The organism is Providencia sp. PROV223 (assembly GCF_028479245.1).
GTDB lineage: Bacteria > Pseudomonadota > Gammaproteobacteria > Enterobacterales > Enterobacteriaceae > Providencia > Providencia rettgeri.
In genome coordinates this window covers 20,779-47,024 of the sequence record NZ_JAMPNG010000003.1, presented here as the reverse complement: position 1 = coordinate 47,024, position 26,246 = coordinate 20,779, and the positions used below count along the sequence as shown (strand labels likewise).

Here is a 26,246-nt window from a genome sequence, read left to right as displayed (position 1 = left end):
AGTGAGGTTTTATCATAATTAGATTTTTTAGTTAAAGTTAGAGGTTAAAAAAAGCAGTGCGAAGCATTTTGTAAATATTTATTGGAAAATAGGTAAGATTGCATTTTTCTTCGAGCAGCTTCGCAATAAATAATAAAGATAAAATAGAAGGTGGAGTTTTTTAATAAATTGAGTGAAGATAAATGTACCTGTTTTGTATTACGGGTAAGATCAAGATAGATATTACCCGGAGCAATAACTCAATTATTATTTAATTTATTCTTATAATATACCCAATCAAAAAATGGGCCAGGATCTGTTTTGCGACCAGGGGCAATATTACTGTGGCCGGTAATATTATTTTTAATTAGTGGATACTCAATTATAAGTAAATTAGTTAAATAAGTAAGGGATTGATATTGTACTTCGGTAAATGGTTCGAAATCAGTGCCTTCTAGTTCAATACCAATAGAAAAATCGTTACATTTTTCTTGGCCTTGGTAGGAAGACTGCCCTGCATGCTAAGCTCGTAAATGAAAGGGGACATATTGAATGATGGTGCCGTCACGGCGTATTAAGCAATGAGCTGAAACGCGAAGATGTTTGATTTCATTAAAAAATGGGTGTTCATCAGGGTTTAAAGTTCCTGTAAATAATTGATTTATATAAGGGCCACCAAATTGGCCAGGTGGAAGGCTGATATTATGAATGACTAACAGAGAAGGTATGGTATTCGTGGGGCGCTCATCATGATGTGGAGAAGGGATATGAGTCACATTATTTAGCCAACCATTGTGTATTTTCATATCGTTATCCATAGTATTCTCTTTTCTTTTTTGTTAACACTCGTTATCTGCAAACGAAAAGATTAGCATAGATGAAACAAAGCGAGTGCACATTTTGGAGTTAAAAATGACGATACGGCGATATGATGAACAGCAAAGACGTGAAATGCTTTTTGAGCGGTTACAAATTGATATTCCTTTTATGGTCAGTGTGGCTTTGAAAGAAGATTTAGGTCAGTCTATTGATTATAAAAAAGATATCACTGGCCAGCTGTTAAATATAGATGCGCAAGCGAGTGCTCGAATAATTACCCGCGAACATGGCGTTTTTTGTGGGAAGCAATGGTTAGATGAGGTTTTTCTTCAACTTGGCGGGCAAGTCAAAATTGATTGGAAAGTTCAAGACGGTGAAACTGTTACTCCTAACCAAGTTCTCTGTGAGATGCAGGGCCCATCCCAAATTCTATTAACAGGTGAGCGCACCTCTTTGAATTTCATTCAAACGCTTTCTTCTGTTTCAAGTATAACTGCTGAATATGTAAAACAAATCACTGGTACAAGGGCGAAGTTACTTGATACACGTAAAACTATCCCGGGCTTAAGGACGGCTTTAAAATATGCAGTGTTGATGGGGGGAGGGTTTAACCATCGCTTAGGTTTATCCGATGCTTATTTAATAAAAGAAAACCATATTATATCAGCTGGTTCAGTCGAACGAGCTGTTGAATTAGCGCGTAGCGCGCATCCAGATGTCCCTATAGAAATTGAAGTTGAAAGTTTAGATGAGTTATTACGAGCCTTAAAAGCGCAAGCGGATATCATCATGTTAGATAACTTTACTCCAGTCATGATGAAAGAAGCTGTGGTGTTAACGGCAGGTAAAGCTGCACTTGAAGTTTCTGGCGATGTCACATTAGATACGATAAAAGAGTTCGCAGAAACAGGGGTTGACTTTATTTCTGTTGGTGCGCTAACCAAACATATTAAAGCCATGGATTTGTCTATGCGTTTTATTGATAAAAATCAGTAAGTAATTTGGTTAATACACGAAGCTGCCTCAGCTGAGATCCTAAGTTATAGTATTGTTGATGTAGTTTCATCTTGAGTGGCTATTTACGTTAAGTAGGCTTTAGGAATCTAGATCATTCGTTGATTAACAGTATCTAAGTGTTGATTTAAATCTTTATGGGGTTACAACAAAATATTTTGTAGCCCCTAGTCAATTGACCCATTGTGCATTTCTTTTATCCACCTATCAATTGAAACATTACAACGCTATTTTATTTTCTACATCAACTTTATTCTAAGATGATAAGGAATCGGTTTGAGTGTAATTCAACCAAGCGAATTTAAGTTAAGTTTAAAATCGGTTGTGAATTTAACGATTTATTAACATCATTATGGTTTTGATGAGTAAAAAGTACGGCCAATAGAATAATATGGTTAATTAATTATTATTAATGAATTTAAATTCAGTCTATTGGTTGGTTTAACGATTCAGTTTTCATTTATTAGCATAATAAATCGGTTTTAATGTTAAAATATGTCATGTCAAATTGCATATTTAGTTATCAATTCATGCTAAATTTTAAAAAAAATTGTTAAGATTTGCAGGATTTTATGATTTAGCGCAAGGTCTTTATGGACAGATAGTGAATACTTTGTTACTTTATTAACCCATAAATAAATTGGTATTACCAATTAACACTGGGTAATACGTAATCAATAATTACTCACTCATGAATATGGCAGATTATGACTTACGGTAAAATTCGCCAACCAAAGTTATCAGATGTAATAGAGCAGCGTCTCGAACATCTTATTTTCGAAGGGACACTACGCCCTGGCGAAAAGCTGCCTCCTGAGCGCGAACTTGCAAAACAGTTTGACGTATCTCGACCATCAGTGCGTGAAGCAATTCAAACATTAGAGGCGAAAGGCCTTTTATCTCGCCGCCAAGGTGGCGGAACATTCGTGCAAAAGAAAATGTGGCAAAGCTTTAGTGACCCTTTAGCTCAGCTACTTGAAGGCAATCCTGAATCTCAATTCGATCTTCTTGAAACTCGTCATGCCCTTGAAGGTATCGCTGCATATTATGCGGCACTTCGTGGTACCGATGAGGATCTTGAGCGGATTCGCCAAAGCTATGAATTAATTAAGACAGCACAAGAAAATGGTGGATTAGAAGCAGAGTCAGATGCGGTATTGCAATATCAATTAATTGTAACTGAAGCTGCTCATAATGTCGTTTTGCTGCACCTATTGCGCTGTATGATCCCGATGTTAGAACAAAATATTCGTCAGAATTTTGAGTTCTTATATACCCGTAAAGAAATGTATAAAGCAGTTAGTGAACATCGAGCACAGATTTTTGCCGCTATAATGGCAAGAGAGCCCGAAAAGGCACGTGAAGCTTCTCATCGTCACTTAGCCTTTATCGAAGATTTACTGTTGGATATTAGCCGAGAGCAAACTCGCAGAGAACGTTCTTTACGTCGGTTACAGCAACATCCTGATTTGAATTAATAATATAGATCCTGACTGCTGCGTCTATATTATTGTGAATACTCTAATTGAGAGTTAAAGCGGCAACTACATCAGGGCCTATCTTCCCGCTGTTTTACGGCAACTGAAAAATAGCAGGAAGATAGGCTCCACATAAACATATAAAATAGATAACAGATAAGGAATACACCATGTCAGATATGTTAAAAAATGACGTGGATCCGATTGAAACTCGCGACTGGCTACAGGCGATTGAATCGGTCATCCGTGAAGAAGGTGTTGATCGTGCTCAGTTTATTATCGAACAGGTATTAAGCGAAGCACGTAAAGGCGGTGTTAATATTGCCGCTGGTGCATCTGGTCATTCTGATTACATCAACACAATAGCTGTTGAAGATGAGCCGGCATACCCTGGTAACATGGATTTAGAGCGCCGTATTCGCTCTGCAATTCGTTGGAACGCTGTAATGACTGTTTTACGCGCTTCCAAAAAAGACTTAGAGCTGGGTGGCCACATGGCTTCTTTCCAGTCATCAGCAACGTTGTATGAAGTGTGCTTTAACCACTTCTTCCGCGCGCATAATAACAATGACGGCGGGGACTTAGTCTTCTTCCAAGGCCACATTTCTCCAGGAATTTACGCACGTGCGTTCTTGGAAGGCCGTTTAACTGAAGAGCAAATGAATAACTTCCGTCAAGAAATTGGTGGAAATGGTCTGTCTTCTTATCCACACCCTAAATTAATGCCTGACTTCTGGCAGTTCCCGACCGTATCAATGGGTCTGGGTCCAATTAATGCTATCTATCAAGCTAAGTTCCTGAAATACCTTGATAATCGCGGACTGAAAGATACATCAGCTCAGCGCGTATATGCATTCCTTGGTGATGGTGAGATGGATGAGCCAGAGTCTAAAGGTGCAATTACTATCGCCACTCGCGATAAATTAGATAACTTAGTATTTGTTATCAACTGTAACCTGCAACGTTTAGATGGCCCAGTTACAGGTAACGGTAAAATTGTTAATGAACTAGAAGGTATCTTTAATGGTGCTGGCTGGCAAGTTATCAAAGTTATGTGGGGCGACCGTTGGGATGAATTACTGCGTAAAGACACGAGCGGTAAACTTGTTCAATTAATGAACGAAACCTTAGATGGCGACTACCAAACCTTTAAATCACGTGACGGTGCATACGTACGTGAGCATTTCTTTAATCGTTACCCAGAAACTGCAGCATTAGTTAAAGATATGACTGATGATGAAATTTGGGCTCTGAACCGTGGTGGTCACGATCCGAAGAAAGTATATGCTGCATTCAAAAAAGCACAAGAAACTAAAGGCAAACCAACTGTTATTTTAGCGCAAACCATTAAAGGTTATGGTATGGGTGAAACAGCAGAAGGTAAAAATATTGCTCACCAAGTGAAGAAAATGAACATGGATGGCGTTCGTCATTTCCGTGATCAATTCAATGTACCAGTCGCTGATGAGCAAATTGAAAAACTGCCATACATTACGTTTGAAAAAGATTCCGAAGAGTACAAATATCTGCATGAGCGCCGTCAAGCGTTAGGTGGTTATTTACCCGCTCGTCGCTCAACCTTTGACGAAAAACTAGATATCCCTGCACTGGCAGATTTCAGCCAATTATTGGAAGAACAATCTAAAGAAATTTCAACAACTATCGCGTTCGTTCGTGCACTGAACGTCATGTTGAAAAACCAATCGATCAAAGAGCGTTTAGTACCAATTATCGCGGATGAAGCGCGTACATTTGGTATGGAAGGTCTGTTCCGTCAAATCGGTATCTATAGTCCTAAAGGTCAGCAATATACTCCGCAAGACCGTGAGCAAGTTGCTTACTATAAAGAAGACTCGAAAGGTCAAATCCTGCAAGAAGGTATCAATGAGCTGGGTGCGGGTTCTTCTTGGTTAGCGGCTGCGACATCATACAGCACTAACAACCTGCCAATGATCCCATTCTATATCTACTACTCAATGTTTGGTTTCCAACGCATTGGTGACTTGATGTGGGCAGCGGGTGACCAACAAGCACGCGGTTTCTTAATCGGTGGTACTTCAGGCCGTACAACACTGAATGGTGAAGGCCTACAGCATGAAGATGGCCATAGCCATATTCAATCACTGACTATTCCTAACTGTATTTCTTATGACCCAGCTTTCGCTTACGAAGTTGCGGTGATCATGCAAAACGGTTTAGAGCGTATGTACGGTGAGAAACAAGAAAACGTTTACTACTACATCACAACGCTGAATGAAAACTATCACATGCCAGCAATGCCAGAAGGTGCAGAAGAAGGTATCCGTAAAGGTATCTATAAACTGGCTTCTGTTGAAGGTAGCAAAGGTAAAGTTCAGCTGTTAGGTTCAGGTTCTATGATGCGCCACGTGCGTGAAGCCGCTGACATTCTGTCTGCAGAATATGGAATTGGTTCTGATGTCTATAGCGTGACTTCTTTCACTGAACTGGCTCGTGATGGCCAAGACTGTGAGCGTTGGAACATGCTGCATCCATCTGAAGCACCACGTGTTCCATACATTGCACAAGTGATGAATGATGCACCAGCAGTTGCATCAACTGACTACATGAAACTGTTCGCAGAACAAGTTCGTACATATGTTCCTGCAAGTGATTACCGTGTTCTGGGTACAGATGGTTTCGGTCGTTCAGACAGTCGTGAAAACCTGCGTCACCACTTTGAAGTGGATACATCCTATGTGATCGTTGCAGCGTTAGGTGAATTAGCTAAACGTGGTGAGATTGATGTAAAAGTCGTTGAAGAAGCGATTAAAAAATACAACATCAACCCAGATAAAGTTAACCCACGTTTGGCATAAGAGGTAAAAATCAATGTCTATTGAAATCCAAGTGCCTGATATCGGTGCTGATGAAGTTGAAGTCACCGAAGTGATGGTTAAAGTTGGCGACAAAGTAGAAGCTGAGCAATCGCTTATTACCGTTGAAGGTGATAAGGCTTCTATGGAAGTCCCATCGCCACAAGCGGGTGTGGTAAAAGAAATTAAAATTGCTGTTGGCGATAAAGTGACAACAGGCAAAATAATCATGGTATTCGAAGCGGAGGCGGGTGCAGCAGCGCCTGCTCCTGCAGAAGCCCCAGCGGCTCCAGCGGCAGCACCAAGCGCAGCAGCATCTAAAGATGTCGCTGTACCAGATATCGGTGGCGATGAAGTTGAAGTTACTGAAATCATGGTTAAAGTCGGTGACAAAGTCGAAGCTGAGCAATCTTTAATTACTGTTGAAGGTGATAAAGCCTCAATGGAAGTTCCTGCGCCATTTGCTGGAACGGTTAAAGAAATCAAAATTGCGACTGGCGATAAAGTGAAAACTGGCTCGCTGATCATGGTATTTGAAGTTGCAGGCGCGGCACCTGCTGCGGCTCCAGTTGCACAAGCAGCGGCACCAGCAGCTACAACCGCTTCAGCAATTAAAGATGTTAACGTTCCAGATATCGGTGGCGATGAAGTTGAAGTTACCGAAGTGATGGTCAAAGTGGGTGATACTGTTTCCGCTGAGCAATCAATCATCACGGTTGAAGGCGACAAAGCTTCAATGGAAGTCCCAGCACCATTTGCGGGAACAGTTAAAGAAATTAAGATTGCGACTGGCGATAAAGTGAAAACTGGCTCGCTGATCATGACCTTTGAAGTGGCAGGTGCAGCACCAGCAGCGGCTCCAGCTGCTCAACCGTCTGCTCCGGCTCCTGCGGCAGCTCCTGCACAAGCTGCGCCAGCGAAAGCAACTGACAACAAAACTGAATTTGTTGAAAACGATGCATACATCCATGCAACTCCAGTCATTCGCCGCTTAGCGCGTGAATTTGGTGTTAACTTAGCGAAAGTGAAAGGTACTGGACGTAAGGGTCGTATCCTGCGTGAAGACGTTCAAGCTTACGTGAAAGATGCAGTAAAACGTGCGGAAGCTCCTGCAGCTGCAGGTGGCGGTTTACCAGGTATGCTGCCATGGCCGAAAGTGGATTACAGCAAATTCGGTGAAGTCGAAGAAGTTGAACTGGGGCGTATCCAAAAGATTTCTGGCGCTAACTTAAGCCGTAACTGGGTGATGATCCCACATGTTACACTGATGGAAGAAGTGGATACCACTGAAGTTGAAGAGTTCCGTAAGCAACAAAACAAAGAAGCTGAGAAGAAAAAACTGGATGTGAAAATCACTCCATTAGTTTTTGTCATGAAAGCGGTTGCTCGTGCTCTGGAAGAAATGCCACGCTTCAATAGCTCCATTTCTGAAGATGCGCAACGTCTGTTCCTGAAAAAATATATCAACATCGGTATTGCAGTTGATACTCCAAATGGCCTCGTTGTTCCTGTCTTCAAAGATGTTAACAAAAAAGGTATTTTAGAGTTATCTCGCGAACTGATGGAAGTTTCTAAGAAAGCGCGTGCAGGTAAACTGACTGCGTCTGATATGCAAGGTGGCTGCTTCACGATTTCAAGCCTTGGTGGTATCGGAACTACCGGTTTTGCACCAATCGTGAACGCACCTGAAGTTGCTATTATGGGGCTGTCACGTTCTTCAATGAAACCTGTTTGGAATGGTAGCGAGTTTGTTCCTCGCCTGATCCTGCCAATGTCACTGTCCTTTGACCACCGTGTCATCGATGGGGCTGATGGAGCGCGCTTCATCACCCTGGTAGGGCAATTAATGAGCGATATTCGCCGTTTAGTGATGTAAATAATAAGACCGGCGAATGAGCCGGTCTGTTTTATTTAGGCTGAGGCAGAGTTTTTTGCTGCTGCTACGAAAGGTTGGGAGTTACATCACGAAATGAGCCTTTTCAGGGTGTTAACAATTCTGTAAACTGCTCTCGGTGTGTACTTTTCCAGTGGAAGATCGTTTATTCAGCAGTACCGCTGGACAAAACAAAAAGAGGTCATGATGAGTACTGAAATTAAAGCCCAAGTCGTTGTGCTTGGTGCAGGCCCTGCAGGCTATTCTGCGGCTTTCCGTTGCGCTGACTTAGGTTTAGAAACTGTTTTAGTAGAACGTTATTCAACCCTTGGTGGTGTTTGCTTAAACGTTGGTTGTATCCCTTCTAAAGCTTTACTTCATGTTGCAAAAGTGATCGAAGAAGCAAAAGCTTTAGCAGAACACGGTATCGTTTTTGGTGAGCCAAAAACTGACATTTCCAAAGTTCGCTTATGGAAAGAAAAAGTAATTAATCAGCTGACGGGTGGTCTGGCTGGTATGGCTAAAGGCCGTAAAGTTAACGTGGTTAACGGCTTAGGTAAATTTACTGGTGCCAATACACTGGTTGTTGAAGGCGAAAACGGTAGCACGACTATCAATTTCGATAACGCAATCATTGCTGCGGGTTCCCGTCCAATTCAATTACCATTCATTCCACATGAAGACCCACGTATTTGGGATTCAACCGATGCATTAGAACTGAAAGAAGTTCCTGAGCGTCTACTGGTTATGGGTGGAGGTATCATCGGTTTAGAAATGGGAACTGTGTATCATGCACTGGGTTCTCAAATCGATGTGGTTGAAATGTTTGACCAAGTCATCCCAGCGGCTGACAAAGATGTGGTTAAAGTATTCACCAAACAAATCAGTAAAAAATTCAACCTACTGTTAGAAACTAAAGTCACAGCTGTTGAAGCGAAAGAAGACGGTATCTACGTTTCTATGGAAGGTAAAAAAGCTTCCGCAGAACCACAACGTTATGATGCTGTATTAGTGGCTATCGGCCGTGTTCCTAACGGTAAAAACTTAGATGCAGGCAAAGCAGGCGTTGAAGTTGACGATCGTGGCTTTATCCATGTCGATAAACAAATGCGTACTAACGTTCCGCACATTTTCGCTATCGGTGATATCGTTGGTCAACCAATGTTGGCTCACAAAGGTGTTCACGAAGGTCACGTTGCTGCAGAGGTTATCTCTGGTCTGAAACATTACTTTGACCCGAAAGTTATCCCATCTATCGCTTATACTGAACCAGAAGTTGCTTGGGTTGGTTTAACTGAGAAAGAAGCGAAAGAACAAAACATCAGCTATGAAGTTGCGACTTTCCCATGGGCAGCATCAGGCCGTGCAATCGCATCAGACTGCTCTGAAGGTATGACTAAACTGATTTTCGACAAGCAATCTAACCGTGTTATCGGTGGTGCGGTTGTCGGTGTGAACGGTGGTGAATTACTGGGTGAAATCGGCCTAGCAATTGAAATGGGCTGTGATGCTGAAGATTTAGCATTGACTATCCATGCTCACCCAACACTGTACGAATCAATCGGTATGGCTGCTGAAATTTACGAAGGTAGCATTACTGATTTACCAAACGCAAAAGCGAAAAAGAAAAAATAATTTTCTTTAATCGCACAGATAAACAGTATCTCTAGTATGCTGTTTATCGCCAAAGCGAATTGAAGCCAATGTGGAAACACATTGGCTTTTTTTGTTTTTTTGAATATATACAATCAGTCACATGGCTCTGTTCTGTTATTTATTAAAATCAATATTAATTGTTTTATAAGTAATACGTGTTTAATTTTAAATGACCGAATCTTTATTAATAATAACGTATAGATGCAGTTAATAAAGGTAGTTTTAATTCACCTGAAGAATCGTTACAGAAACATTATGAAAAGCATGGAAAAGAAGTTGGTGCAAGTGATATTGAACAATATCAACGAAAAGCTGAAGAGTTTTCAAGAAGTTTAAAAGGCGCTAAAGCCTCTAAGATAAGAGGGGCTACAGACAACGTAACTCGTTATTATAAGAACGGGAAATATTTATCGAAGGAAAGATAATATCGCTTGGAAAACAATAATAGAGAGGAATACGTTATGTGGCATGATTTAAACATTAAAAATGTGGGTCGTATAGAGAAAACAGTTGCTGAATTCACAATTACAATGATCCCTATTTTGCCTTATTCAAAAATGAAAGTGAAAATTTATGAAAGTCAATCCGGAAATTTTACTGGAATGACTGACTTGGCAATAAAAAGAAAATTTGATGGTTCTCCCGAATGTGCTATTGGGTATGGAGATACTATTGAGAAGGCACTAGAAGACACGATCCTTTATTTTAATAAAATGCTAAGTCAAGACGGATTCACTGAATTAACCGAAGATGATATTAGCTACGCAGAGTGGTCTGATTTTTAAAAGTTAAAAGATCCCAGCAAGTGCTGGGATCTCTGTTAACGGTTTTACTCATCCTCAGCTAGCTGGATGAACAGTTGCTCAGCTTGGCATGTAAGGATATAGCGACTACCCATTTTAAATCCGCGCTCGCTCAGTTACTTACAGCTTGAGGTGAGCAGTGGGCTGGGGGGATCGCGGTTGGGCACCTATAAATAATTTTTGTGTATTTACAAGGGCTGTTCATCTGCCATTCTTCGTTATTTATCAGAAAAACACGCAATATGATCTGACTTGATGATGCTAATGGTGTAGGCAAATGCTGGTTTGGCTATTGTTTACACCTTATCTACATCTACTAACTTTCAATCATTCGTGTAGCTAAAACAAAATAATACATATCAATAAGAGAGTATGATGGAGCTAAAACCCACTGCAATTTTAATTCATGTACCTGATGTTCAAGCGGGTTTGGCTTGGTATCAGCAAGCTTTTCCACAAGCAAAGGCAGAATACTTGCCTGAATTTGATTTCACCTTACTGCATGTCGGAGACTTCACGATAGAAGTGGTGCAAGCGGATAAAAAAGTCAGTGAAGGTAAAAAAGGAACGGTATTGTATTGGCAAGTCGATAATTTTGATTTGGCTTTTGAGCATTTCACTCAACTAGGGGCAAAACTGTACCGCGGACCAATGTTAATAGATGGTAACAATCGAATGTGCCAACTGGAAGATCCATTTGGTAATTTAATTGGCCTAAAAGGACAATAAAATCAATTAAAATATTTAAAAAAATTAAAACCAATCGCAATGATTTACCTTATCAATTAGTAATATAAATAAAATTGCGATAAAAAATATAATTTGTGATAGCTGATGAAAAAAGGCACTAATTAGGGTGCTTTAAATTTTAAAATGCATTATAAAAAGTATGGTTTTTTCGGCATTTTACGATGGTTAATAGTATCTTAAGCTGAAAACTAACCAGTAATGAAGTGTTAAGGCGTAAAGTTAGTAGTTAAATGTTGCTTTCTTGTGAATGAATTAACATTACGTTTAAATTCTGCTATGCTGATCGCCCGAAGCTGGGCATAATTTTACCGCCATTGAGATTATGCGAGCAAATTCCTCTGACCTGGCACCGGATGATAATTTTGTCAGTATGGTGCAGACAGCCGGGTATATAAATAACAAAGAAGCGAGGAGAACGTCGTGCTAGAAGAATACCGTAAGCACGTAGCCGAGCGTGCCGCTCAAGGGATTGTCCCTAAGCCATTAGATGCGTCACAAGTAGCTGCACTGGTAGAGTTACTCAAAAACCCACCCAAAGGTGAAGAAGATTTCCTGTTAGATCTGCTGACCAACCGCGTCCCCCCTGGTGTTGACGAAGCAGCGTACGTAAAAGCTGGATTTTTAGCCGCGATAGCTAAAGGCGAAACTTCCTCCCCTCTTATCTCCCCTGAAAAAGCCATTGAACTGTTAGGTACCATGCAGGGCGGATATAACATCCACGCACTGATTGAAGCGTTGGATGACGAAAAACTCGCACCAATCGCCGCTAAAGCACTTTCCCACACCTTACTGATGTTTGATAACTTCTACGACGTAGAAGAAAAAGCGAAAGCGGGAAATGTTCACGCGAAACAAGTTATTGAATCATGGGCAAATGCTGAGTGGTTCAAAGAGCGCCCTGCGCTAGCAGAAAAAATGACAGTTACTGTGTTCAAAGTGACTGGTGAAACTAACACAGATGACTTATCGCCAGCGCCTGATGCATGGTCACGTCCAGATATCCCATTACACGCATTAGCAATGCTGAAAAACGCACGCGATGGTATTGAACCAGACGATGCGGGCAATGTTGGCCCAATCAAGCAAATCGATGCGCTGAATAAAAAAGGCTTCCCATTAGCTTACGTGGGTGATGTCGTCGGTACCGGTTCTTCTCGTAAATCAGCGACTAACTCCGTGCTGTGGTTTATGGGTGACGATATCCCATTTGTACCAAATAAACGTGGCGGTGGGGTGGTATTAGGCGGCAAAATTGCTCCAATCTTCTTTAATACAATGGAAGATGCGGGGGCATTACCGATTGAAGTGGACGTTTCTAAACTGAATATGGGTGATGTGATAGACATCTATCCATTTAAAGGTGAAGTTCGTAACCACGAAACGGGTGAACTGCTAGAAACATTTGAATTAAAAACAGATGTACTGATTGACGAAGTTCGTGCAGGTGGTCGTATTCCACTGATTATCGGCCGTGGTTTAACCAGCAAAGCACGTGAATCTCTGGGCTTAGAAGCGACAGATGTATTCCGTCACGCGAAATCCGTTGCACAAAGCAATCGTGGTTTCTCATTAGCTCAAAAAATGGTTGGTCGTGCTTGCGGTCGTCCAGGTATTCGCCCTGGCGAATATTGTGAGCCAAAAATGACCTCTGTAGGTTCACAAGATACAACTGGCCCAATGACCCGCGATGAACTCAAAGACTTGGCTTGCTTAGGGTTCTCTGCAGATTTAGTCATGCAGTCATTCTGCCATACCGCAGCGTATCCTAAACCTGTTGATGTGACAACACACCACACCTTACCTGATTTCATCATGAACCGTGGCGGTGTTTCTCTGCGTCCAGGCGATGGTATTATCCACTCATGGTTAAACCGTATGTTACTGCCAGATACTGTAGGTACAGGTGGTGACTCACATACGCGTTTCCCAATTGGTATTTCATTCCCTGCGGGTTCAGGTTTAGTTGCATTTGCTGCGGCAACAGGGGTGATGCCACTGGATATGCCGGAGTCAGTATTAGTGCGTTTTAAAGGTGAAATGCAGCCGGGTATCACTTTACGTGACCTCGTTCATGCAATTCCACTGTATGCAATTAAAGACGGCCTTCTGACCGTAGAGAAAAAAGGTAAGAAAAACATTTTCTCTGGCCGTATCTTAGAAATTGAAGGCTTACCTGAGCTCAAAGTTGAACAAGCGTTTGAATTAGCGGATGCGTCAGCTGAGCGTTCAGCGGCGGGTTGTACTATCAAATTGGATAAAGCGCCAATTATCGAATACCTGCAATCGAATATCGTTCTATTAAAATGGATGATAGCTGAAGGTTATGGCGACCGTCGTACTATCGAACGCCGTATCAAAGGAATGGAAAGCTGGTTAGCGGACCCACAACTGCTAGAAGGTGATGCAGATGCGGAATACGCAGCAGTGATTGAAATTGACCTCAATGATATCAAAGAGCCAATTCTGTGTGCACCAAATGACCCAGATGACGCACGTTTATTATCTGATGTTCAAAACGAGAAAATTGATGAAGTTTTCATCGGTTCTTGTATGACAAACATCGGTCACTTCCGTGCAGCAGGTAAGTTATTGGATTCCCACAAAGGCCAATTACCAACACGTTTATGGGTTGCGCCTCCAACTAAGATGGACGCAGCACAGTTAACCGAAGAAGGTTATTACAGCGTCTTTGGCAAGAGTGGTGCGCGCATTGAAGTCCCAGGCTGTTCTCTGTGTATGGGTAACCAAGCACGTGTGGCAGATGGTGCAACGGTTGTTTCCACTTCGACACGTAACTTCCCGAACCGTTTAGGGACAGGTGCGAATGTTTACCTCGCATCAGCAGAACTGGCTGCGGTCGCTTCCTTATTAGGTCGTTTACCAACGCCGGCAGAATATCTGCAATTTATGGATAAGGTCGATGAAACAGCAGCGGATACCTACCGTTATCTGAACTTTGATCAATTATCACAATATACCGAAAAAGCGGATGGCGTGATTTTCCAAACAGCTGTGTAATCAGGTAATATTAGTCATGAAGGCTCCTGATTTAGGAGCCTTTTTTGTTTCAATTTAATAAGTTAGTTAAATATATTCAGAAATTTCGATTAAATTTAAATCGATATCACGTATGTAAATTGATCTGATCGCCCCAGTTGCCCCAGTACGATTTACTGGTCCTTCGATAATTTTTACACCTTGTTGTTCAATCTGTTTTTGTACGTCACACAGCGGTATATCACTAATAAAGCATAAATCGAGTGAGCCTGGCACAGGCAAGTGCGCTTTGGGTTCGAATTCTTTTCCATATTGGTGAATATTGATTTTTTGTTGCCCGAAACTTAGCGCGTGGCGCTGTTCACCAAAGGTAATAACTTCCATTTTTAATACGCGTAGGTAGAAGTCAATGCAGGCATCAAGGTTGGTTGTGGTTAGCACTATATGGTCTAAGCGATTGATCATTATGGCCCCTATTGCTTGAATTATGACTATTTTAGTTATTTGCCTATTTAATAGTAAATGAATCATATGATTTATGTGCTGAAACCGATGCTTTACTCCGTTTTATTTTTTCTGGTGGTAATACCTCTCAACAAAGCGGTTTGACTCGCGTTATACTAGGTTCAATAACGCAAGAGTGAGGGACTGCATATGGACTACCAATTTTTCCAAGATATCACCGGAGCTATCTCCGCTAAATTCTCGATGGATCATGAGGCTATTGGATATTGGCTTAATGAAGAGGTTAAAAATAACCTTAGTCTGTTAGATGCTATTGAAGAAAATTATGAAAAAATTAAAGGTAGTGAAAAACAATGGGAGCTTATTGGTCACGAATATACATTATTGCTTGATGATGAAGAAGTGATGATCCGTGCCAACCAACTATCATTTGAAACAGAAGGGTTGGAAGAAGGAATGAGTTATTATGATAATGAAAGTGTTGCATTTTGCGGTATTGATGACTTCTTATTAATGTTAAAAGATTATCGTATTTTTGTTATAGAAAATAGATAAAATAATTTTATTTAGTGATTTGTTTTGTGTTTCAATAAATCACCGCTATTATTTGCAGTGTGCGGCCAGCCATTAAACGCTTTGTTAAAGATTAATTGGCTGGGATTAATATTGATAATTGGATCCTAAAGGGCATATATATGAATACTGATGATGTTACAGGCGCGTTGAATGATGCAACGAATTGGTTTGTGGCAAACCAAGATCTGTTAGTTCAGTATGTTGTGAATATCGTGTCTGCTATCGTTATCTTGATTGTCGGGATGATGATTGCAAAATGGGTCGGACGTGGTTTACATCGCGTGATGACCATGAAGGGCATTGATTCAACAGTCAGTGACTTTTTATCGGCGATTGCACGCTATACCATTGTTGCGTTCACCTTAATTGCTGTATTAGGGAAAATTGGCGTACAAACTGCCTCTGTGATTGCGGTCATGGGTGCGGCCGGTTTAGCGGTTGGCTTAGCGTTACAGAACTCACTGGGTAACTTTGCAGCAGGTGTTTTGCTGGTGGTATTTAGACCACTAAAAGCGGGAGAATATGTCTCGATTGGTGCAGTTGAAGGCACAGTGCAAAATGTACAAATATTTTCAACGACGCTAAGAACGGCAGATGACCGTATTATTGTTATTCCTAATGGAAAGATAATTGCCGATAACATTATTAATACCAGTCGTGAGCCTAATCGCCGCCAAGATATTATTGTTGGTGTTGCTTACGATTCTGATATTGATGTGGTGAAAAAAGTTTTAGGGGATATCGTCGCTGCGGATAGCCGTATTCAGCATGCTAAAGGCGTGACTATCCGTTTACATGATATGGCGCCATCCTCATTAAATTATTTAGTACGTTTTTGGACCATCAATGGTGATGCATGGCCGGTGTATTGGGATTTGCTTGAGGAGTTTAAGCGAGCATTGGATAAACATAATATTGGCATTCCATTCCCACAAATGGATGTTCATGTTCATAAACAAAATACGTCTATCAAACAAGATCCTGCAGAGTAATATTTAGCAGTATCATTAAAAATAAGAGCCTGTCTTTGATGGGCTCTTTTCATTTCTCACACCTCTATTTTTCTTACTGAATTGTTTTTAGTTATAAGTGATGCTTATGACCTATTAGACTTAATCATTTCCACTAATGATTTTTTCTCATTAATATTCATGCATATTAATTGAATAAAAAACCGGAATTAATGCATGTTTTCAATCTATTTACAGGGTGCACTGTTAGGTGCCGCAATGATATTACCTTTAGGTCCACAGAATGCTTTTGTCTTGCAGCAAGGCAGCCGAAAGCAGTTTCATTTAATGAGCGCATTATTATGTGCATTAAGTGATACCGCTTTAATTGTCGCGGGTGTTTTTGGTGGGAGTGCTTTATTAAGCCAGTCTGAAATATTAATGCAGTTGATTACATGGGCTGGTGTAGCATTTCTTATGTGGTATGGCTATGGTGCGTTTCGTACTGCCCTTAGCCCTGATGAGGTAATACTTCAAACGGAAAACCGGGCTATCACGAGATGGAAAGTGATTGTCACATTGTTTGCTGTCACTTGGTTGAACCCTCATGTTTATTTAGACACCTTCGTTGTCTTGGGCAGTGTGGGAGGCCAATTAGAAAGCCAGCTGAGACCTTGGTTTACGGCGGGTGCTTTAACAGCTTCCTTTGTGTGGTTTTTTGCGTTAGCAATACTTGCTGCTTGGTTTTCACCCGTGTTAAATAAACCGCGTTCACAGCGCATTATTAATGTTTTTGTCGGTAGCGTGATGTGGTTTATTGCATTTCAACTCGCTATACAGGGGCTTAAAGGGCTCGGTTTTCTTTTTCAATAACAATATATATTCAACAGACAAGCAATAACGTTCAATTTCTCATTATTCTGACTGTACTTTTTGTTCCATGTGTTACTGTTAAATTGAGCTCAGGGATAGTTTATTACTAATTATCCCTTTTTTAGCGATAAATAATTGTCTTGGGAGGTTCTGTGAAATTAAAATCTTTAGTTTTAGCTGCGATGGTAGCAGGTGCTACGGTTCCGACCATATCATTGGCTGACCCGTTACCGAATGGTCCACACATTACTACTTCGGGTAACGCAATCGTGAAGGCGGCTCCAGACATGGCGACGCTGAATATTTTGGTGGAAGTTACTGCAAAAGATGCGGCAGCGGCAAAAGCTGGGGTCGATAAGCGAGTTGCAGAGTATTTTGAGTTTCTTAAGAAAAATGGTATTGAAAAACAAGATATTAACGCAGCAAATGTCCGAACTCAGCCTAAATATGATTATAGCAGTGTGAAACAAAAATCAACTATCGAAGGCTACACGGCAACACGTTCTGTTGAAGTGAAAGTGAAGAAATTAGACCAACTTAATGTCTTGTTAGACGGCGCTTTAGCTGCGGGTCTCAATGAAATAAATTCAGTACAGTTTGGTGTGGCTAACCCGCAGCAGTATCGTGATGAAGCACGGTCTCAAGCGATTAAAAATGCGACGGAACAAGCCAATATCTTAGCGAAAGGCTTTAATGTTCAGTTAGGCCCAGTGTATAGCATTAACTATAATGCGCCAGCGGCGGTGCCATATCCAATCGCTGCAAGAAATTACGGCGGGGCAATGAAAGCCTCTGTTGCTCAAGACCTCAAGATTGATGAAACCTATGAACAACAGAGTATTGATTTTAATGACCAAGTCGATGTGGTATTTGAATTAAAACGCTAGCTTTTTGCTGCTGGTTCATCTTCCTGTTTTAACATCTGGCGCCCAGTTTTTAATAGGGCGTCAGTCACATTTTTCATTGTGCGGCTTTCAGGTGCGAAGCGGTGCCAGTAAAGCATGCGTCGTTGGCATAACCCTGGAGTTAAATCAACCAATTCACCATTCGCCAATTCACTGGCTATCTGCAAATGTGGGATCATACAGCAGGTCGAACCTTGTTTCGCTAACTGCACAAAGGCCTCCGAGGAGTTCACGATATGGCATGGGACACTACCCGGCGATAAGCCAAAGTTTTGTTGAACAAAGGCTTGGTGCATATCATCTAAATGGTCGAAAGCAACCGCAGGTGCTTTTAATAACGAAGAGCGAGTAACGCCATCGGGAAAATATTTTGCCGCAAAGCCGGGTGATGCGACAAAAATATAGTCCAGTGCGCCAAGTTTATCGACTAAGCAACCAGGTAAGGCTTGAGGTTGAATACTGATAGCGCCTACCACTTCACCGCGTCTTAAACGTTCTTGGGTTCGTGTTTCATCTTCAACCTGAATATTTAACCGAATAGGGCTATTGCCTAATACAGGGTTTAGGGCTGGAAGAAACCAAGTTGCCAAGCTGTCGGCGTTGACGGCAAGTGAAAGTAACAACGGGGTGGAGCCACTATTTTCATCACCTAACCATTGCTCTTCTAATAATTCGACTTGATGAAGCAGTGCTAGTAATTTTTGCCCTTGTTCAGTTGGGTGTGGCGGAACGGTACGCACAAGTAATGGCTGCCCAAACAGATTTTCTAACTGCTTTATGCGTTGTGAAACAGCAGATTGCGTGATGCAGAGCTTTTGAGCTGCGCGCTCAAAGCCGCGTTCACGGATAACGGCATCCAGTGCTTGTAATGCGCGATAGTCAGGGCGCTTCATCAAAAAGATCTCCTTGTTGTTATTCTACCAAGCACTATGCCATATTTTTACACGCAACACTTAAAAATATTATTGTTGTGGCGTAAATCCCAATAACCATGACACAAATACAACGAACAAGGCTGCAACTTATTGGGTGTCCGGTATATACTAGTTATTAATAACCTTAATCACGACTCAATTAAATCTTAAAAGGCATGAGCATGACTCAGGACGAATTAAAAAAAGCGGTAGGTTGGGCAGCACTTGATTACGTAAAACCGGGCACTATCGTTGGTGTTGGAACGGGTTCAACGGCTTCACACTTCATTGATGCATTAGCAACAATGAAAGGTCAAATAGAAGGCGCAGTATCAAGTTCAGAAGCATCAACTCAAAAATTAAAATCATTGGGTATTACGGTATTTGATTGTAATGAAGTAGATTCATTAGATGTTTATGTTGATGGTGCTGATGAGGTTGACCACCACATGAATATGATCAAAGGAGGTGGTGCCGCATTAACACGTGAAAAAATTGTTTCTGCAATTGCAAAAACCTTTGTCTGTATCGTTGACCAATCTAAGCTAGTTGATGTGTTGGGTAAATTCCCACTGCCTGTCGAAGTGATCCCAATGGCACGTAGCTATGTGGCACGTGAATTGGTTAAACTGGGTGGTACACCAGAGTACCGTCAAAATGTAATTACAGATAACGGCAATGTCATTTTAGATGTCCATAATTTAAATATCGTTGACCCTGTGGCACTCGAAAATACCATCAACGGAATTGCGGGTGTCGTGACTGTTGGGTTGTTCGCGAATCGTGGCGCAGACGTTGTTTTGATGGGAACTGCAAACGAAGGCGTTAAAACCATCAAGTTATAATCTATATCGTATTCAATTATTCTAATAAGCCAGTGGCATTATACCCACTGGCTTTTTTGTTTTACTAATATTTTGCAATTAGTTTATGAGCTGATAAACGCTAAATTAATTAACCAGTTTTATAAATATCATCAATTTGAAATTTATTTTATTTTTTTTTTATATCGAGCTATTTTGGTGATATATCTCACACAAATAGGCATTGTGCAGGAAAAATCCTTATTTTGTGTTACCGCCCCTGATTTTCTACCATTTAACTTCTTTTTCTTCGCGCTTTTTAGTACCCATTAAGCAAACGGTTGTATTGCTACTGCGCTATTTTTTGCTATGTTGGTATACGCTCATAGCTCAAGGTAGATAGATGTCATCTCTCTTGAGCTATGTTAGGCAAACACATATGTTCATCTGTTATAAATCTTAAGTACGTTCACGATAGGGTAGGGAAATGGTTAAGGTATCTTTGCAAAAAGACAAAATTAAATTTTTACTGCTAGAAGGTGTGCACCAAAGTGCGGTTGATAACTTAAAAGCCGCGGGCTACACCAATATTGAATATCACAAAAGTGCGTTATCCGACGAAGAATTAAAAGAAGCGATTAAAGATGCACGTTTTGTAGGTATCCGTTCCCGTACTCATCTTACTGAAGAAATTTTCGCTGCAGCAGAAAAACTCGTTGCAGTAGGTTGCTTTTGTATCGGCACCAATCAAGTTGATTTAGATGCCGCTGCAAAGCGCGGTATTCCTGTTTTTAACGCACCATTTTCGAATACACGTTCTGTTGCAGAAATGGTATTAGGCCAGTTATTACTTTTACTGCGTCGCATTCCTGAAGCCAATATGCAAGCACACCGCGGTATTTGGGAAAAACAAGCTAAAGGCTGTTTTGAAGCGCGTGGTAAGCGCCTTGGTATTGTTGGATATGGTCACATTGGTACTCAGTTAGGGATCTTAGCTGAAGGTATCGGTATGAATGTTTTCTTTTATGATATTGAAAACAAACTACCTTTAGGTAACGCAACACAAGTTCGTTCTTTAACTGAACTGCTGAATATGAGCGATGTTGTTAGCTTACATGTACCTGAAACACCAAGTACGAAAAATATGTTTGCTAAAGAACAATTTGATCGTATGAAACCTGGTTCTATTTTCATTAACGCATCACGCGGAACGGTGGTTGATATTCCTTCACTGGCTGAAGCGTTAGAAAGCAAGCATTTATCCGGTGCAGCGGTGGATGTCTTCCCAAGTGAGCCTGCTGCAAATAATGACCCTAATGACCCATTTATCTCTGAATTGATTAAGTTCGACAATGTGATTTTAACGCCGCACATTGGGGGGTCTACAGAAGAAGCTCAAGAAAATATTGGACTAGAAGTGGCAAGTAAGTTGGCGAAATACTCAGATAATGGTTCAACCTTATCTGCGGTTAATTTCCCTGAAGTTTCTCTGCCAGTGCATACTGAAGATACAAACCGTTTCTTGCATATTCATGAAAACCGTCCAGGTATTTTGAATAGCATTAACCAAGTATTCACGGAAAATAATATTAACGTTGTCGGCCAGTATTTACGTACATCAGGTAATGTAGGTTATGTGGTTATTGACGTATTAATGCAAACGCCAAACCAAACAGATGAAGCGCTTCAGAAATTAAAAGACTTGCCAGGCACCATTCGTGCGCGTTTATTATTCTAAACTACGCTAAAAATTGAGTGAAATAATGGCGCGGGTATTTATGACCAGCGCCATATTTTTTGCGGCGTAATAATTTCGGGTAAAGGAATATCCCAGTGTGCGATAGGGAGCTTTTCGACTTGCTGGCAATTATGGGCAAGGCCAATTGGATAAAAACCGGTTTGTTGCCAATTTGCTAGAGTTCTATCATAGAACCCACCTCCCATACCTAACCGTTGCCCTTGAGTATCAAATGCCACTAATGGGATAAGCATGATATCCAGTTTTTCGAGTGGTAGCACATCTCTGACATCAAGTGGTGGCTCATCAATATGAAATCGGTTTTTAACAAGTTGGCTATCTGGACGATAGTGAAGAAACAGCAAATGGTGACGACTAAAAGGATGTAAAACAGGAAGGTACACTTGCTTACCTTGAGCCCAAAGTGCATGAATAAGCGGCTTTGTGTTAATTTCCCCATCAAAAGAAAGAAACAGCGCAATATTATTGGCTTGTGCAATTTTCGGGTGGTGTAATGCGTTATGCATGACTTGCTCAGCGGCACTTTGTTGTTGTTCAAGGCTTAGTTGGCGGCGTGCCTGACGGATAGTTTGACGTACCAGCTGGCGTTGTGTCGAGAGAGAATCTTGCATGTGATAACCTGTTATAAATACGATAAAAACAGTTAATCCAGTAATTATATTACTTAGAGTATATCGTAAGATGAACGGTTATGTAGAAAACAAATGAAAAATAAGCAGAAACTTAATTGAGGGTCTCCAAGATGCCGTTGTAGGCTGTAACCCTTGAACCCTTGGTTCAAGGTGAACGCAGTTTAGCAACCTTTAGGCTTCCTGAGCGAATCAGGCATGCTCACCAGCGCCATAACCACATTCTATTTAGTTGAAATATCGGCTCAGGGGACTCGCCCACTCACGCGCATCTCAGAGAAATTTGGTTTGAGAACTTATCGTTACTCAGTGATTTCATTGTACGAAACTAGATTTAAAATGCAACCTTAATTTTGTATATTTTTTTCTACTAGTGTCTGATTAATAAGCAGATTTACTCTAGGGGCAATACCTGCCTCTCAGTAATTTTCACCTGATCGTGCAACGCTTGTTCGATTGTGTGCTGCAACATTTTTATTTTCTCTTCCATATTATAAGCATAATCACGCGTTTTTGTCTTTTCTTGTGCTAATTCGTGACAGACGTTCAATGCTACGATAAAAATAAGCTGTTCCATATTGGTGACACCGCTTCTATCTTTCAGATTTTGCAAGCGCTGTTCTAATTCTTTAGCCGACTCAAGAAGGGCTTCTTTTTGTTCTGATGGGCAGTTGACTCGCATTGAGCGCCCGAAAATCTGGATGTCGACAGGTTGTGCGGACATGATACCTCCATACTGAATAATACTCGCCGTAAATACATCATATTTGGCGCAATTAATAGATAAGACAAAAGCATACTGGTCTAGCGGCTATCCTTGATGGTAGCATATCACGAATCATAAGCTAACATGACGAATTCAGATGTCTATACAAAAATCTTTACCAAACTATGAATCACTGGACAAACTCCTGCAACAGCACTCAATCGCACTTACTGCTGCGGAAATCCATGGTCTAATAACCGGGTTGATCTGTGGTGGGGGCCGTGACCATAGCTGGCAAACGTTAGTCCATGACCTTGCTAACGATGGTTTAGCTTTCCCTCAAACTGTTGCACAGCCACTGCGAGAACTTTTTGATACCACATTTGAAGCACTTGATGACAGCGAGTTTGCATTTGCCATGCTATTCCCTGACGAAGACGCTTCTGTTTTTGACCATGCTGATGCACTGGCTGGTTGGGTTAATCACTTTTTATTAGGGCTTGGAGTTACACAACCGAAATTGGCTGATAAAAAAGAGATAAGCGAAGTTATCACCGATTTACGCAATATTGGTATGCTTGGTTATGATGAAGACGAAGACCAAGAAGAACTTGAGCAAGCGCTAGAAGAAGTGATTGAGTATGTCAGGGTGGCGGTACAATTATGTTACATTGCATTGATTGAGCCAACTAAAGGCCCAACGACAGTGGAAAATGATAAGCCCGTTCTTCATTAATTTCTATTAATGTGCGTTTTCAAAGCCACTTAACTTTGTCGATGAATAATTTATTACTGATAAAATTAAGTGCTTGAAAACGGGATGTATCCTATTTTAAGTCATTTCGCCAGTGTATGTTGTATGTGATTGGTTAAACACAAGCAATATATTCAGCAATCTAATTATTCTGATAATAAGGCAAAAACGGTATGAATAAACAGGAATTTATTTCTCGTCGCAATGCATTATTGGCTCAAATGCAATCAGGCAGTGCAGCAATTATTTTTTCAGCGCCTCCTGCGCAGCGTAATGCGGATTGCGAATACCCGTACCGTCAACACAGTGATTTCCTTTATTTGACGGGGTTTAGTGAGCCTGAAGCTGTATTAGTCCTGATTAAGAGCGATGAAAAACATAGCCATACTGTTCTTTTTAACCGTGTTCGTGATTTAACTGCTGAGATTTGGTTTGGTCGTCGCCTTGGGCAAGATGCTGCTCCTGAGAAGTTAGGTATTGATAAAGCGTTACCTTTCAATGAAATAGAAGAGCAGCTTTATCAATTATTAAATGGCCTCGACGTGGTTTATCATGCTCAGGGTGAGTTTGCCTATGCCGATAAATTGCTATTTGATGCCTTAGATATTTTACGTAAAGGCAGCCGTCGTAACTTACGAGCACCACAAACATTGGTAGATTGGCGGCCGATTGTCCATGAAATGCGCTTATTTAAGTCGGAAGAAGAAATTAACGCCCTGCGTATGGCTGGGCGAATTTCTGCTCTAGCACACGTCAGAGCCATGGAAACTTGCCGACCTAATATGTATGAATATCAACTTTGTGGTGAGTTAGAGCACGAATTTACTCGCCATGGTGCACGTTTTCCTTCGTACAACTCCATTGTGGGCAGTGGTGAAAATGCCTGTATTTTGCATTACACCGAAAATGAGAGCCTAATGAAGGATGGCGAATTAGTCTTAATTGATGCGGGTGCAGAGTTTGAAGGTTATGCAGGGGATATCACACGTACTTTCCCAGTTAATGGTAAATTTAGCCAAGCACAACGTGAAATTTACGATATCGTCCTCAAAGCATTAAATACCGCGTTAGAGCTATATCGTCCGGGAACCAGCATCCATGAGGTGACTCGTGAAATTGTTCGTATCAAAACTGAAGGCCTCGTTGCACTTGGAATTTTACAAGGCGATGTAGATCAATTGATCGAAAACAAAGCATATCAGCCATTCTTTATGCATGGTTTAAGTCATTGGTTAGGGTTAGATGTACATGACGTAGGTTTTTACGGTACAGACCGGGATCGTGTGCTTGAAGTTGGAATGGTATTAACTGTCGAGCCTGGTTTGTATATTGCTCCAGATGCCGATGTGCCACCGCAATATCGCGGAATTGGTGTACGTATCGAAGATGATATTGTGATCACCGAAAACGGAAATGAAAACTTAACAGACTTAGTCGTGAAAGACCCTGATGAAATTGAAGCCCTAATGGCAGCAGCAACGCACAATTTAGGGTAGATGTCAGTCATCATAGAAAGGTAATAAACAACGCATGAATGTGATCATCGTGGGGGGCGGTATGGCGGGTGCAACATTAGCACTGGCGATATCATCCCTTAGCCAAGGAAAATTATCGGTTTCATTAATCGAGGCAGCTTTGCCAGATGGCAAACATCCCGGGTTCGACGCACGTGCGATTGCGTTAGCCCACGGTACTTGCCAATCGTTAGCAAAAATAGGTGTCTGGCCTGCTTTAGCAGATTGTGTGACCCCCATTAATCACGTTCATGTGTCTGATAGAGGCCATGCTGGTTTTGTAAACATTGCTGCCGATGATTATCATATCGACGCTCTAGGCAATGTCATTGAATTGCACGAAGCTGGCGCCCGCCTGTTTTCGTTGTTACGTAAAGCCCCTGGAGTTACCCTTTATTGCCCTGCAAAAGTAGAAAATGTTCATCGTGAACAAGATATCGTTACGGTCACCTTGGATAATGGCGATAAGGTAACCGGGGAATTACTGATTGCTGCGGATGGTAGCCATTCCGCGATAGGTAAAGCCTGCCATATGCAATGGCAACAGGATGACTATGGGCAAGTGGCTATTATCGCGAATGTGAAAACCGCCATTGACCCGCAGGGCCAAGCTTTTGAACGTTTTACTGAATTTGGCCCATTAGCACTATTGCCGATGTCACAAGGCCGTAGTTCATTGGTTTGGTGTCATCAACAAGAGCAAGCAGACACCATCAGGGCTTGGGATGATGCGACATTTATGGATAAATTACAGCAAGCGTTTGGCTGGCGGTTAGGTGAAATCGTCATGGCAGGTAAGCGCCATTGCTATCCACTGGTATTGCGTAAAGCACTTAACCCAGTCAGTCATCGAGTTGTGTTAGTTGGAAATGCCGCTCAGACTTTGCATCCTATTGCGGGGCAAGGTTTTAATTTAGGTATCCGTGATGTGATGCAATTGGCTCACATGGTGGTAAATGCAGACGCGAAGGGGCAAGATATTGGACGTTATTCACTCCTAAGCCAATACCAGCAAGCTCGGGCGTTAGATAGAGACAAAACGGTTACGATAACCGACGGTTTGGTTCGTTTATTTGCGAATCGCTGTTTACCGCTTATTGTCGGGCGTAACTTAGGTTTAATGGCAATGGAAATGTTACCGCCAGCTCGTGATGTTTTGGCTCGCCAAACATTGGGTTGGGTTGCACACCAATAA

General features: G+C 41.4%; 21 protein-coding genes, 1 other RNA gene and 1 pseudogene. 17 read left to right on the top strand and 6 right to left on the bottom strand.

All coding sequences use genetic code 11. The annotated features are described in order from the left end of the window. Positions 1-239 precede the first annotated feature (239 nt). A pseudogene (gene ampD, locus PR767_RS05210) lies at positions 240-785 on the bottom strand (1,6-anhydro-N-acetylmuramyl-L-alanine amidase AmpD). A 106-nt stretch (positions 786-891) separates the two neighbouring features. Here ampD and nadC point away from each other — a divergent pair. From nadC to acnB, 8 genes are all read left to right on the top strand, one after another. Next, positions 892-1,794, top strand: a complete 903-nt coding sequence (gene nadC, locus PR767_RS05205) for a carboxylating nicotinate-nucleotide diphosphorylase (protein ID WP_109912933.1) — start codon at positions 892-894, stop codon at positions 1,792-1,794. Between the two features lie 725 nt (positions 1,795-2,519). After that, a complete protein-coding gene (pdhR, locus tag PR767_RS05200; RefSeq protein ID WP_004261987.1) occupies positions 2,520-3,290 on the top strand; it encodes a pyruvate dehydrogenase complex transcriptional repressor PdhR in 771 nt (256 codons plus the stop codon). A 170-nt stretch (positions 3,291-3,460) separates the two neighbouring features. Then, positions 3,461-6,127 carry a pyruvate dehydrogenase (acetyl-transferring), homodimeric type gene (aceE, locus tag PR767_RS05195; protein WP_004913119.1) on the top strand — a complete coding sequence of 889 codons (2,667 nt, stop codon included), beginning with the start codon at positions 3,461-3,463 and terminating at the stop codon, positions 6,125-6,127. Positions 6,128-6,140: 13 nt separating this feature from the next. Further along, positions 6,141-8,000: a pyruvate dehydrogenase complex dihydrolipoyllysine-residue acetyltransferase gene (gene aceF, locus PR767_RS05190; protein ID WP_272519977.1), complete on the top strand. Its 1,860-nt coding sequence runs from the start codon at positions 6,141-6,143 to the stop codon at positions 7,998-8,000. A 204-nt stretch (positions 8,001-8,204) separates the two neighbouring features. Then, a complete protein-coding gene (gene lpdA / locus PR767_RS05185) occupies positions 8,205-9,632 on the top strand; it encodes a dihydrolipoyl dehydrogenase (protein WP_004913111.1) in 1,428 nt (475 codons plus the stop codon). A 482-nt stretch (positions 9,633-10,114) separates the two neighbouring features. Beyond that, positions 10,115-10,438: a hypothetical protein gene (locus PR767_RS05180; RefSeq protein ID WP_042851637.1), complete on the top strand. Its 324-nt coding sequence runs from the start codon at positions 10,115-10,117 to the stop codon at positions 10,436-10,438. 390 nt (positions 10,439-10,828) lie between these two features. Then, positions 10,829-11,185: a VOC family protein gene (locus PR767_RS05175; protein ID WP_272519976.1), complete on the top strand. Its 357-nt coding sequence runs from the start codon at positions 10,829-10,831 to the stop codon at positions 11,183-11,185. Between the two features lie 441 nt (positions 11,186-11,626). After that, positions 11,627-14,224 (top strand): bifunctional aconitate hydratase 2/2-methylisocitrate dehydratase, encoded by a 2,598-nt coding sequence (gene acnB / locus PR767_RS05170; RefSeq protein ID WP_123382314.1) that lies wholly within the window; start codon positions 11,627-11,629, stop codon positions 14,222-14,224. 66 nt (positions 14,225-14,290) lie between these two features. Here the strand turns inward: acnB and PR767_RS05165 are convergent, their stop codons facing one another. Further along, positions 14,291-14,668 (bottom strand): VOC family protein, encoded by a 378-nt coding sequence (locus PR767_RS05165; protein WP_272519975.1) that lies wholly within the window; start codon positions 14,666-14,668, stop codon positions 14,291-14,293. A 189-nt stretch (positions 14,669-14,857) separates the two neighbouring features. Between PR767_RS05165 and PR767_RS05160 the strand changes: the two genes are divergently transcribed. From PR767_RS05160 to PR767_RS05145, 4 genes are all read left to right on the top strand, one after another. Then, positions 14,858-15,223: a YacL family protein gene (locus PR767_RS05160; RefSeq protein ID WP_004913091.1), complete on the top strand. Its 366-nt coding sequence runs from the start codon at positions 14,858-14,860 to the stop codon at positions 15,221-15,223. 140 nt (positions 15,224-15,363) lie between these two features. Beyond that, entirely contained in the window at positions 15,364-16,236 is an 873-nt protein-coding gene (gene mscS, locus PR767_RS05155) for a small-conductance mechanosensitive channel MscS (protein ID WP_272519974.1), read from the top strand. A gap of 195 nt (positions 16,237-16,431) precedes the next feature. After that, positions 16,432-17,067, top strand: a complete 636-nt coding sequence (gene argO / locus PR767_RS05150) for an arginine exporter ArgO (RefSeq protein ID WP_272519973.1) — start codon at positions 16,432-16,434, stop codon at positions 17,065-17,067. Positions 17,068-17,219: 152 nt separating this feature from the next. Continuing rightward, entirely contained in the window at positions 17,220-17,954 is a 735-nt protein-coding gene (locus PR767_RS05145) for an oxidative stress defense protein (protein WP_004913082.1), read from the top strand. On the opposite strand, the gene PR767_RS05140 is transcribed toward PR767_RS05145, so the two are convergent. After that, the gene (locus tag PR767_RS05140) at positions 17,951-18,865 is read right to left on the bottom strand and encodes a LysR family transcriptional regulator ArgP (protein ID WP_004913077.1); all 915 of its coding nucleotides are present in this window, start codon (positions 18,863-18,865) and stop codon (positions 17,951-17,953) included. The two genes, PR767_RS05145 and PR767_RS05140, sit on opposite strands and share 4 nt — an antisense overlap. A gap of 203 nt (positions 18,866-19,068) precedes the next feature. Between PR767_RS05140 and rpiA the strand changes: the two genes are divergently transcribed. Beyond that, on the top strand, positions 19,069-19,731 hold the full coding sequence (gene rpiA, locus PR767_RS05135; protein WP_102137421.1) for a ribose-5-phosphate isomerase RpiA: 663 nt from the start codon (positions 19,069-19,071) through the stop codon (positions 19,729-19,731). A gap of 445 nt (positions 19,732-20,176) precedes the next feature. Further along, complete coding sequence (gene serA / locus PR767_RS05130) at positions 20,177-21,427, top strand: phosphoglycerate dehydrogenase (RefSeq protein WP_004913072.1); 1,251 nt, start codon at positions 20,177-20,179, stop codon at positions 21,425-21,427. Positions 21,428-21,465: 38 nt separating this feature from the next. On the opposite strand, the gene PR767_RS05125 is transcribed toward serA, so the two are convergent. From PR767_RS05125 to zapA, 3 genes are all read right to left on the bottom strand, one after another. Further along, on the bottom strand, positions 21,466-22,059 hold the full coding sequence (locus PR767_RS05125; RefSeq protein WP_196719847.1) for a 5-formyltetrahydrofolate cyclo-ligase: 594 nt from the start codon (positions 22,057-22,059) through the stop codon (positions 21,466-21,468). A gap of 119 nt (positions 22,060-22,178) precedes the next feature. Next, a non-coding RNA gene (ssrS, locus tag PR767_RS05120) (6S RNA) lies at positions 22,179-22,360 on the bottom strand. A 111-nt stretch (positions 22,361-22,471) separates the two neighbouring features. After that, complete coding sequence (gene zapA / locus PR767_RS05115; RefSeq protein WP_004913067.1) at positions 22,472-22,801, bottom strand: cell division protein ZapA; 330 nt, start codon at positions 22,799-22,801, stop codon at positions 22,472-22,474. A gap of 139 nt (positions 22,802-22,940) precedes the next feature. Between zapA and PR767_RS05110 the strand changes: the two genes are divergently transcribed. The 3 genes from PR767_RS05110 (at position 22,941) to ubiH (ending at position 26,246) form a co-directional block, all read left to right on the top strand. Further along, positions 22,941-23,519 (top strand): YecA/YgfB family protein, encoded by a 579-nt coding sequence (locus PR767_RS05110; protein WP_109912924.1) that lies wholly within the window; start codon positions 22,941-22,943, stop codon positions 23,517-23,519. Positions 23,520-23,710: 191 nt separating this feature from the next. Next, the gene (pepP, locus tag PR767_RS05105) at positions 23,711-25,033 is read left to right on the top strand and encodes a Xaa-Pro aminopeptidase (protein ID WP_004913061.1); all 1,323 of its coding nucleotides are present in this window, start codon (positions 23,711-23,713) and stop codon (positions 25,031-25,033) included. 34 nt (positions 25,034-25,067) lie between these two features. Then, positions 25,068-26,246 carry a 2-octaprenyl-6-methoxyphenyl hydroxylase gene (gene ubiH, locus PR767_RS05100; protein ID WP_109912922.1) on the top strand — a complete coding sequence of 393 codons (1,179 nt, stop codon included), beginning with the start codon at positions 25,068-25,070 and terminating at the stop codon, positions 26,244-26,246.

Bases quoted from the DNA above. Each gene is read 5' to 3' on its own strand.
- nadC (WP_109912933.1), top strand. From the start codon at position 892: ATGACGATACGGCGATATGATGAACAGCAAAGACGTGAAATGCTTTTT.
- pdhR (WP_004261987.1), top strand. From the start codon at position 2,520: ATGACTTACGGTAAAATTCGCCAACCAAAGTTATCAGATGTAATAGAG.
- aceE (WP_004913119.1), top strand. From the start codon at position 3,461: ATGTCAGATATGTTAAAAAATGACGTGGATCCGATTGAAACTCGCGAC.
- aceF (WP_272519977.1), top strand. From the start codon at position 6,141: ATGTCTATTGAAATCCAAGTGCCTGATATCGGTGCTGATGAAGTTGAA.
- lpdA (WP_004913111.1), top strand. From the start codon at position 8,205: ATGAGTACTGAAATTAAAGCCCAAGTCGTTGTGCTTGGTGCAGGCCCT.
- PR767_RS05180 (WP_042851637.1), top strand. From the start codon at position 10,115: ATGTGGCATGATTTAAACATTAAAAATGTGGGTCGTATAGAGAAAACA.
- PR767_RS05175 (WP_272519976.1), top strand. From the start codon at position 10,829: ATGATGGAGCTAAAACCCACTGCAATTTTAATTCATGTACCTGATGTT.
- PR767_RS05165 (WP_272519975.1), bottom strand. From the start codon at position 14,668: ATGATCAATCGCTTAGACCATATAGTGCTAACCACAACCAACCTTGAT.
- PR767_RS05160 (WP_004913091.1), top strand. From the start codon at position 14,858: ATGGACTACCAATTTTTCCAAGATATCACCGGAGCTATCTCCGCTAAA.
- mscS (WP_272519974.1), top strand. From the start codon at position 15,364: ATGAATACTGATGATGTTACAGGCGCGTTGAATGATGCAACGAATTGG.
- argO (WP_272519973.1), top strand. From the start codon at position 16,432: ATGTTTTCAATCTATTTACAGGGTGCACTGTTAGGTGCCGCAATGATA.
- PR767_RS05140 (WP_004913077.1), bottom strand. From the start codon at position 18,865: ATGAAGCGCCCTGACTATCGCGCATTACAAGCACTGGATGCCGTTATC.
- rpiA (WP_102137421.1), top strand. From the start codon at position 19,069: ATGACTCAGGACGAATTAAAAAAAGCGGTAGGTTGGGCAGCACTTGAT.
- serA (WP_004913072.1), top strand. From the start codon at position 20,177: ATGGTTAAGGTATCTTTGCAAAAAGACAAAATTAAATTTTTACTGCTA.
- PR767_RS05125 (WP_196719847.1), bottom strand. From the start codon at position 22,059: ATGCAAGATTCTCTCTCGACACAACGCCAGCTGGTACGTCAAACTATC.
- zapA (WP_004913067.1), bottom strand. From the start codon at position 22,801: ATGTCCGCACAACCTGTCGACATCCAGATTTTCGGGCGCTCAATGCGA.
- PR767_RS05110 (WP_109912924.1), top strand. From the start codon at position 22,941: ATGTCTATACAAAAATCTTTACCAAACTATGAATCACTGGACAAACTC.
- pepP (WP_004913061.1), top strand. From the start codon at position 23,711: ATGAATAAACAGGAATTTATTTCTCGTCGCAATGCATTATTGGCTCAA.
- ubiH (WP_109912922.1), top strand. From the start codon at position 25,068: ATGAATGTGATCATCGTGGGGGGCGGTATGGCGGGTGCAACATTAGCA.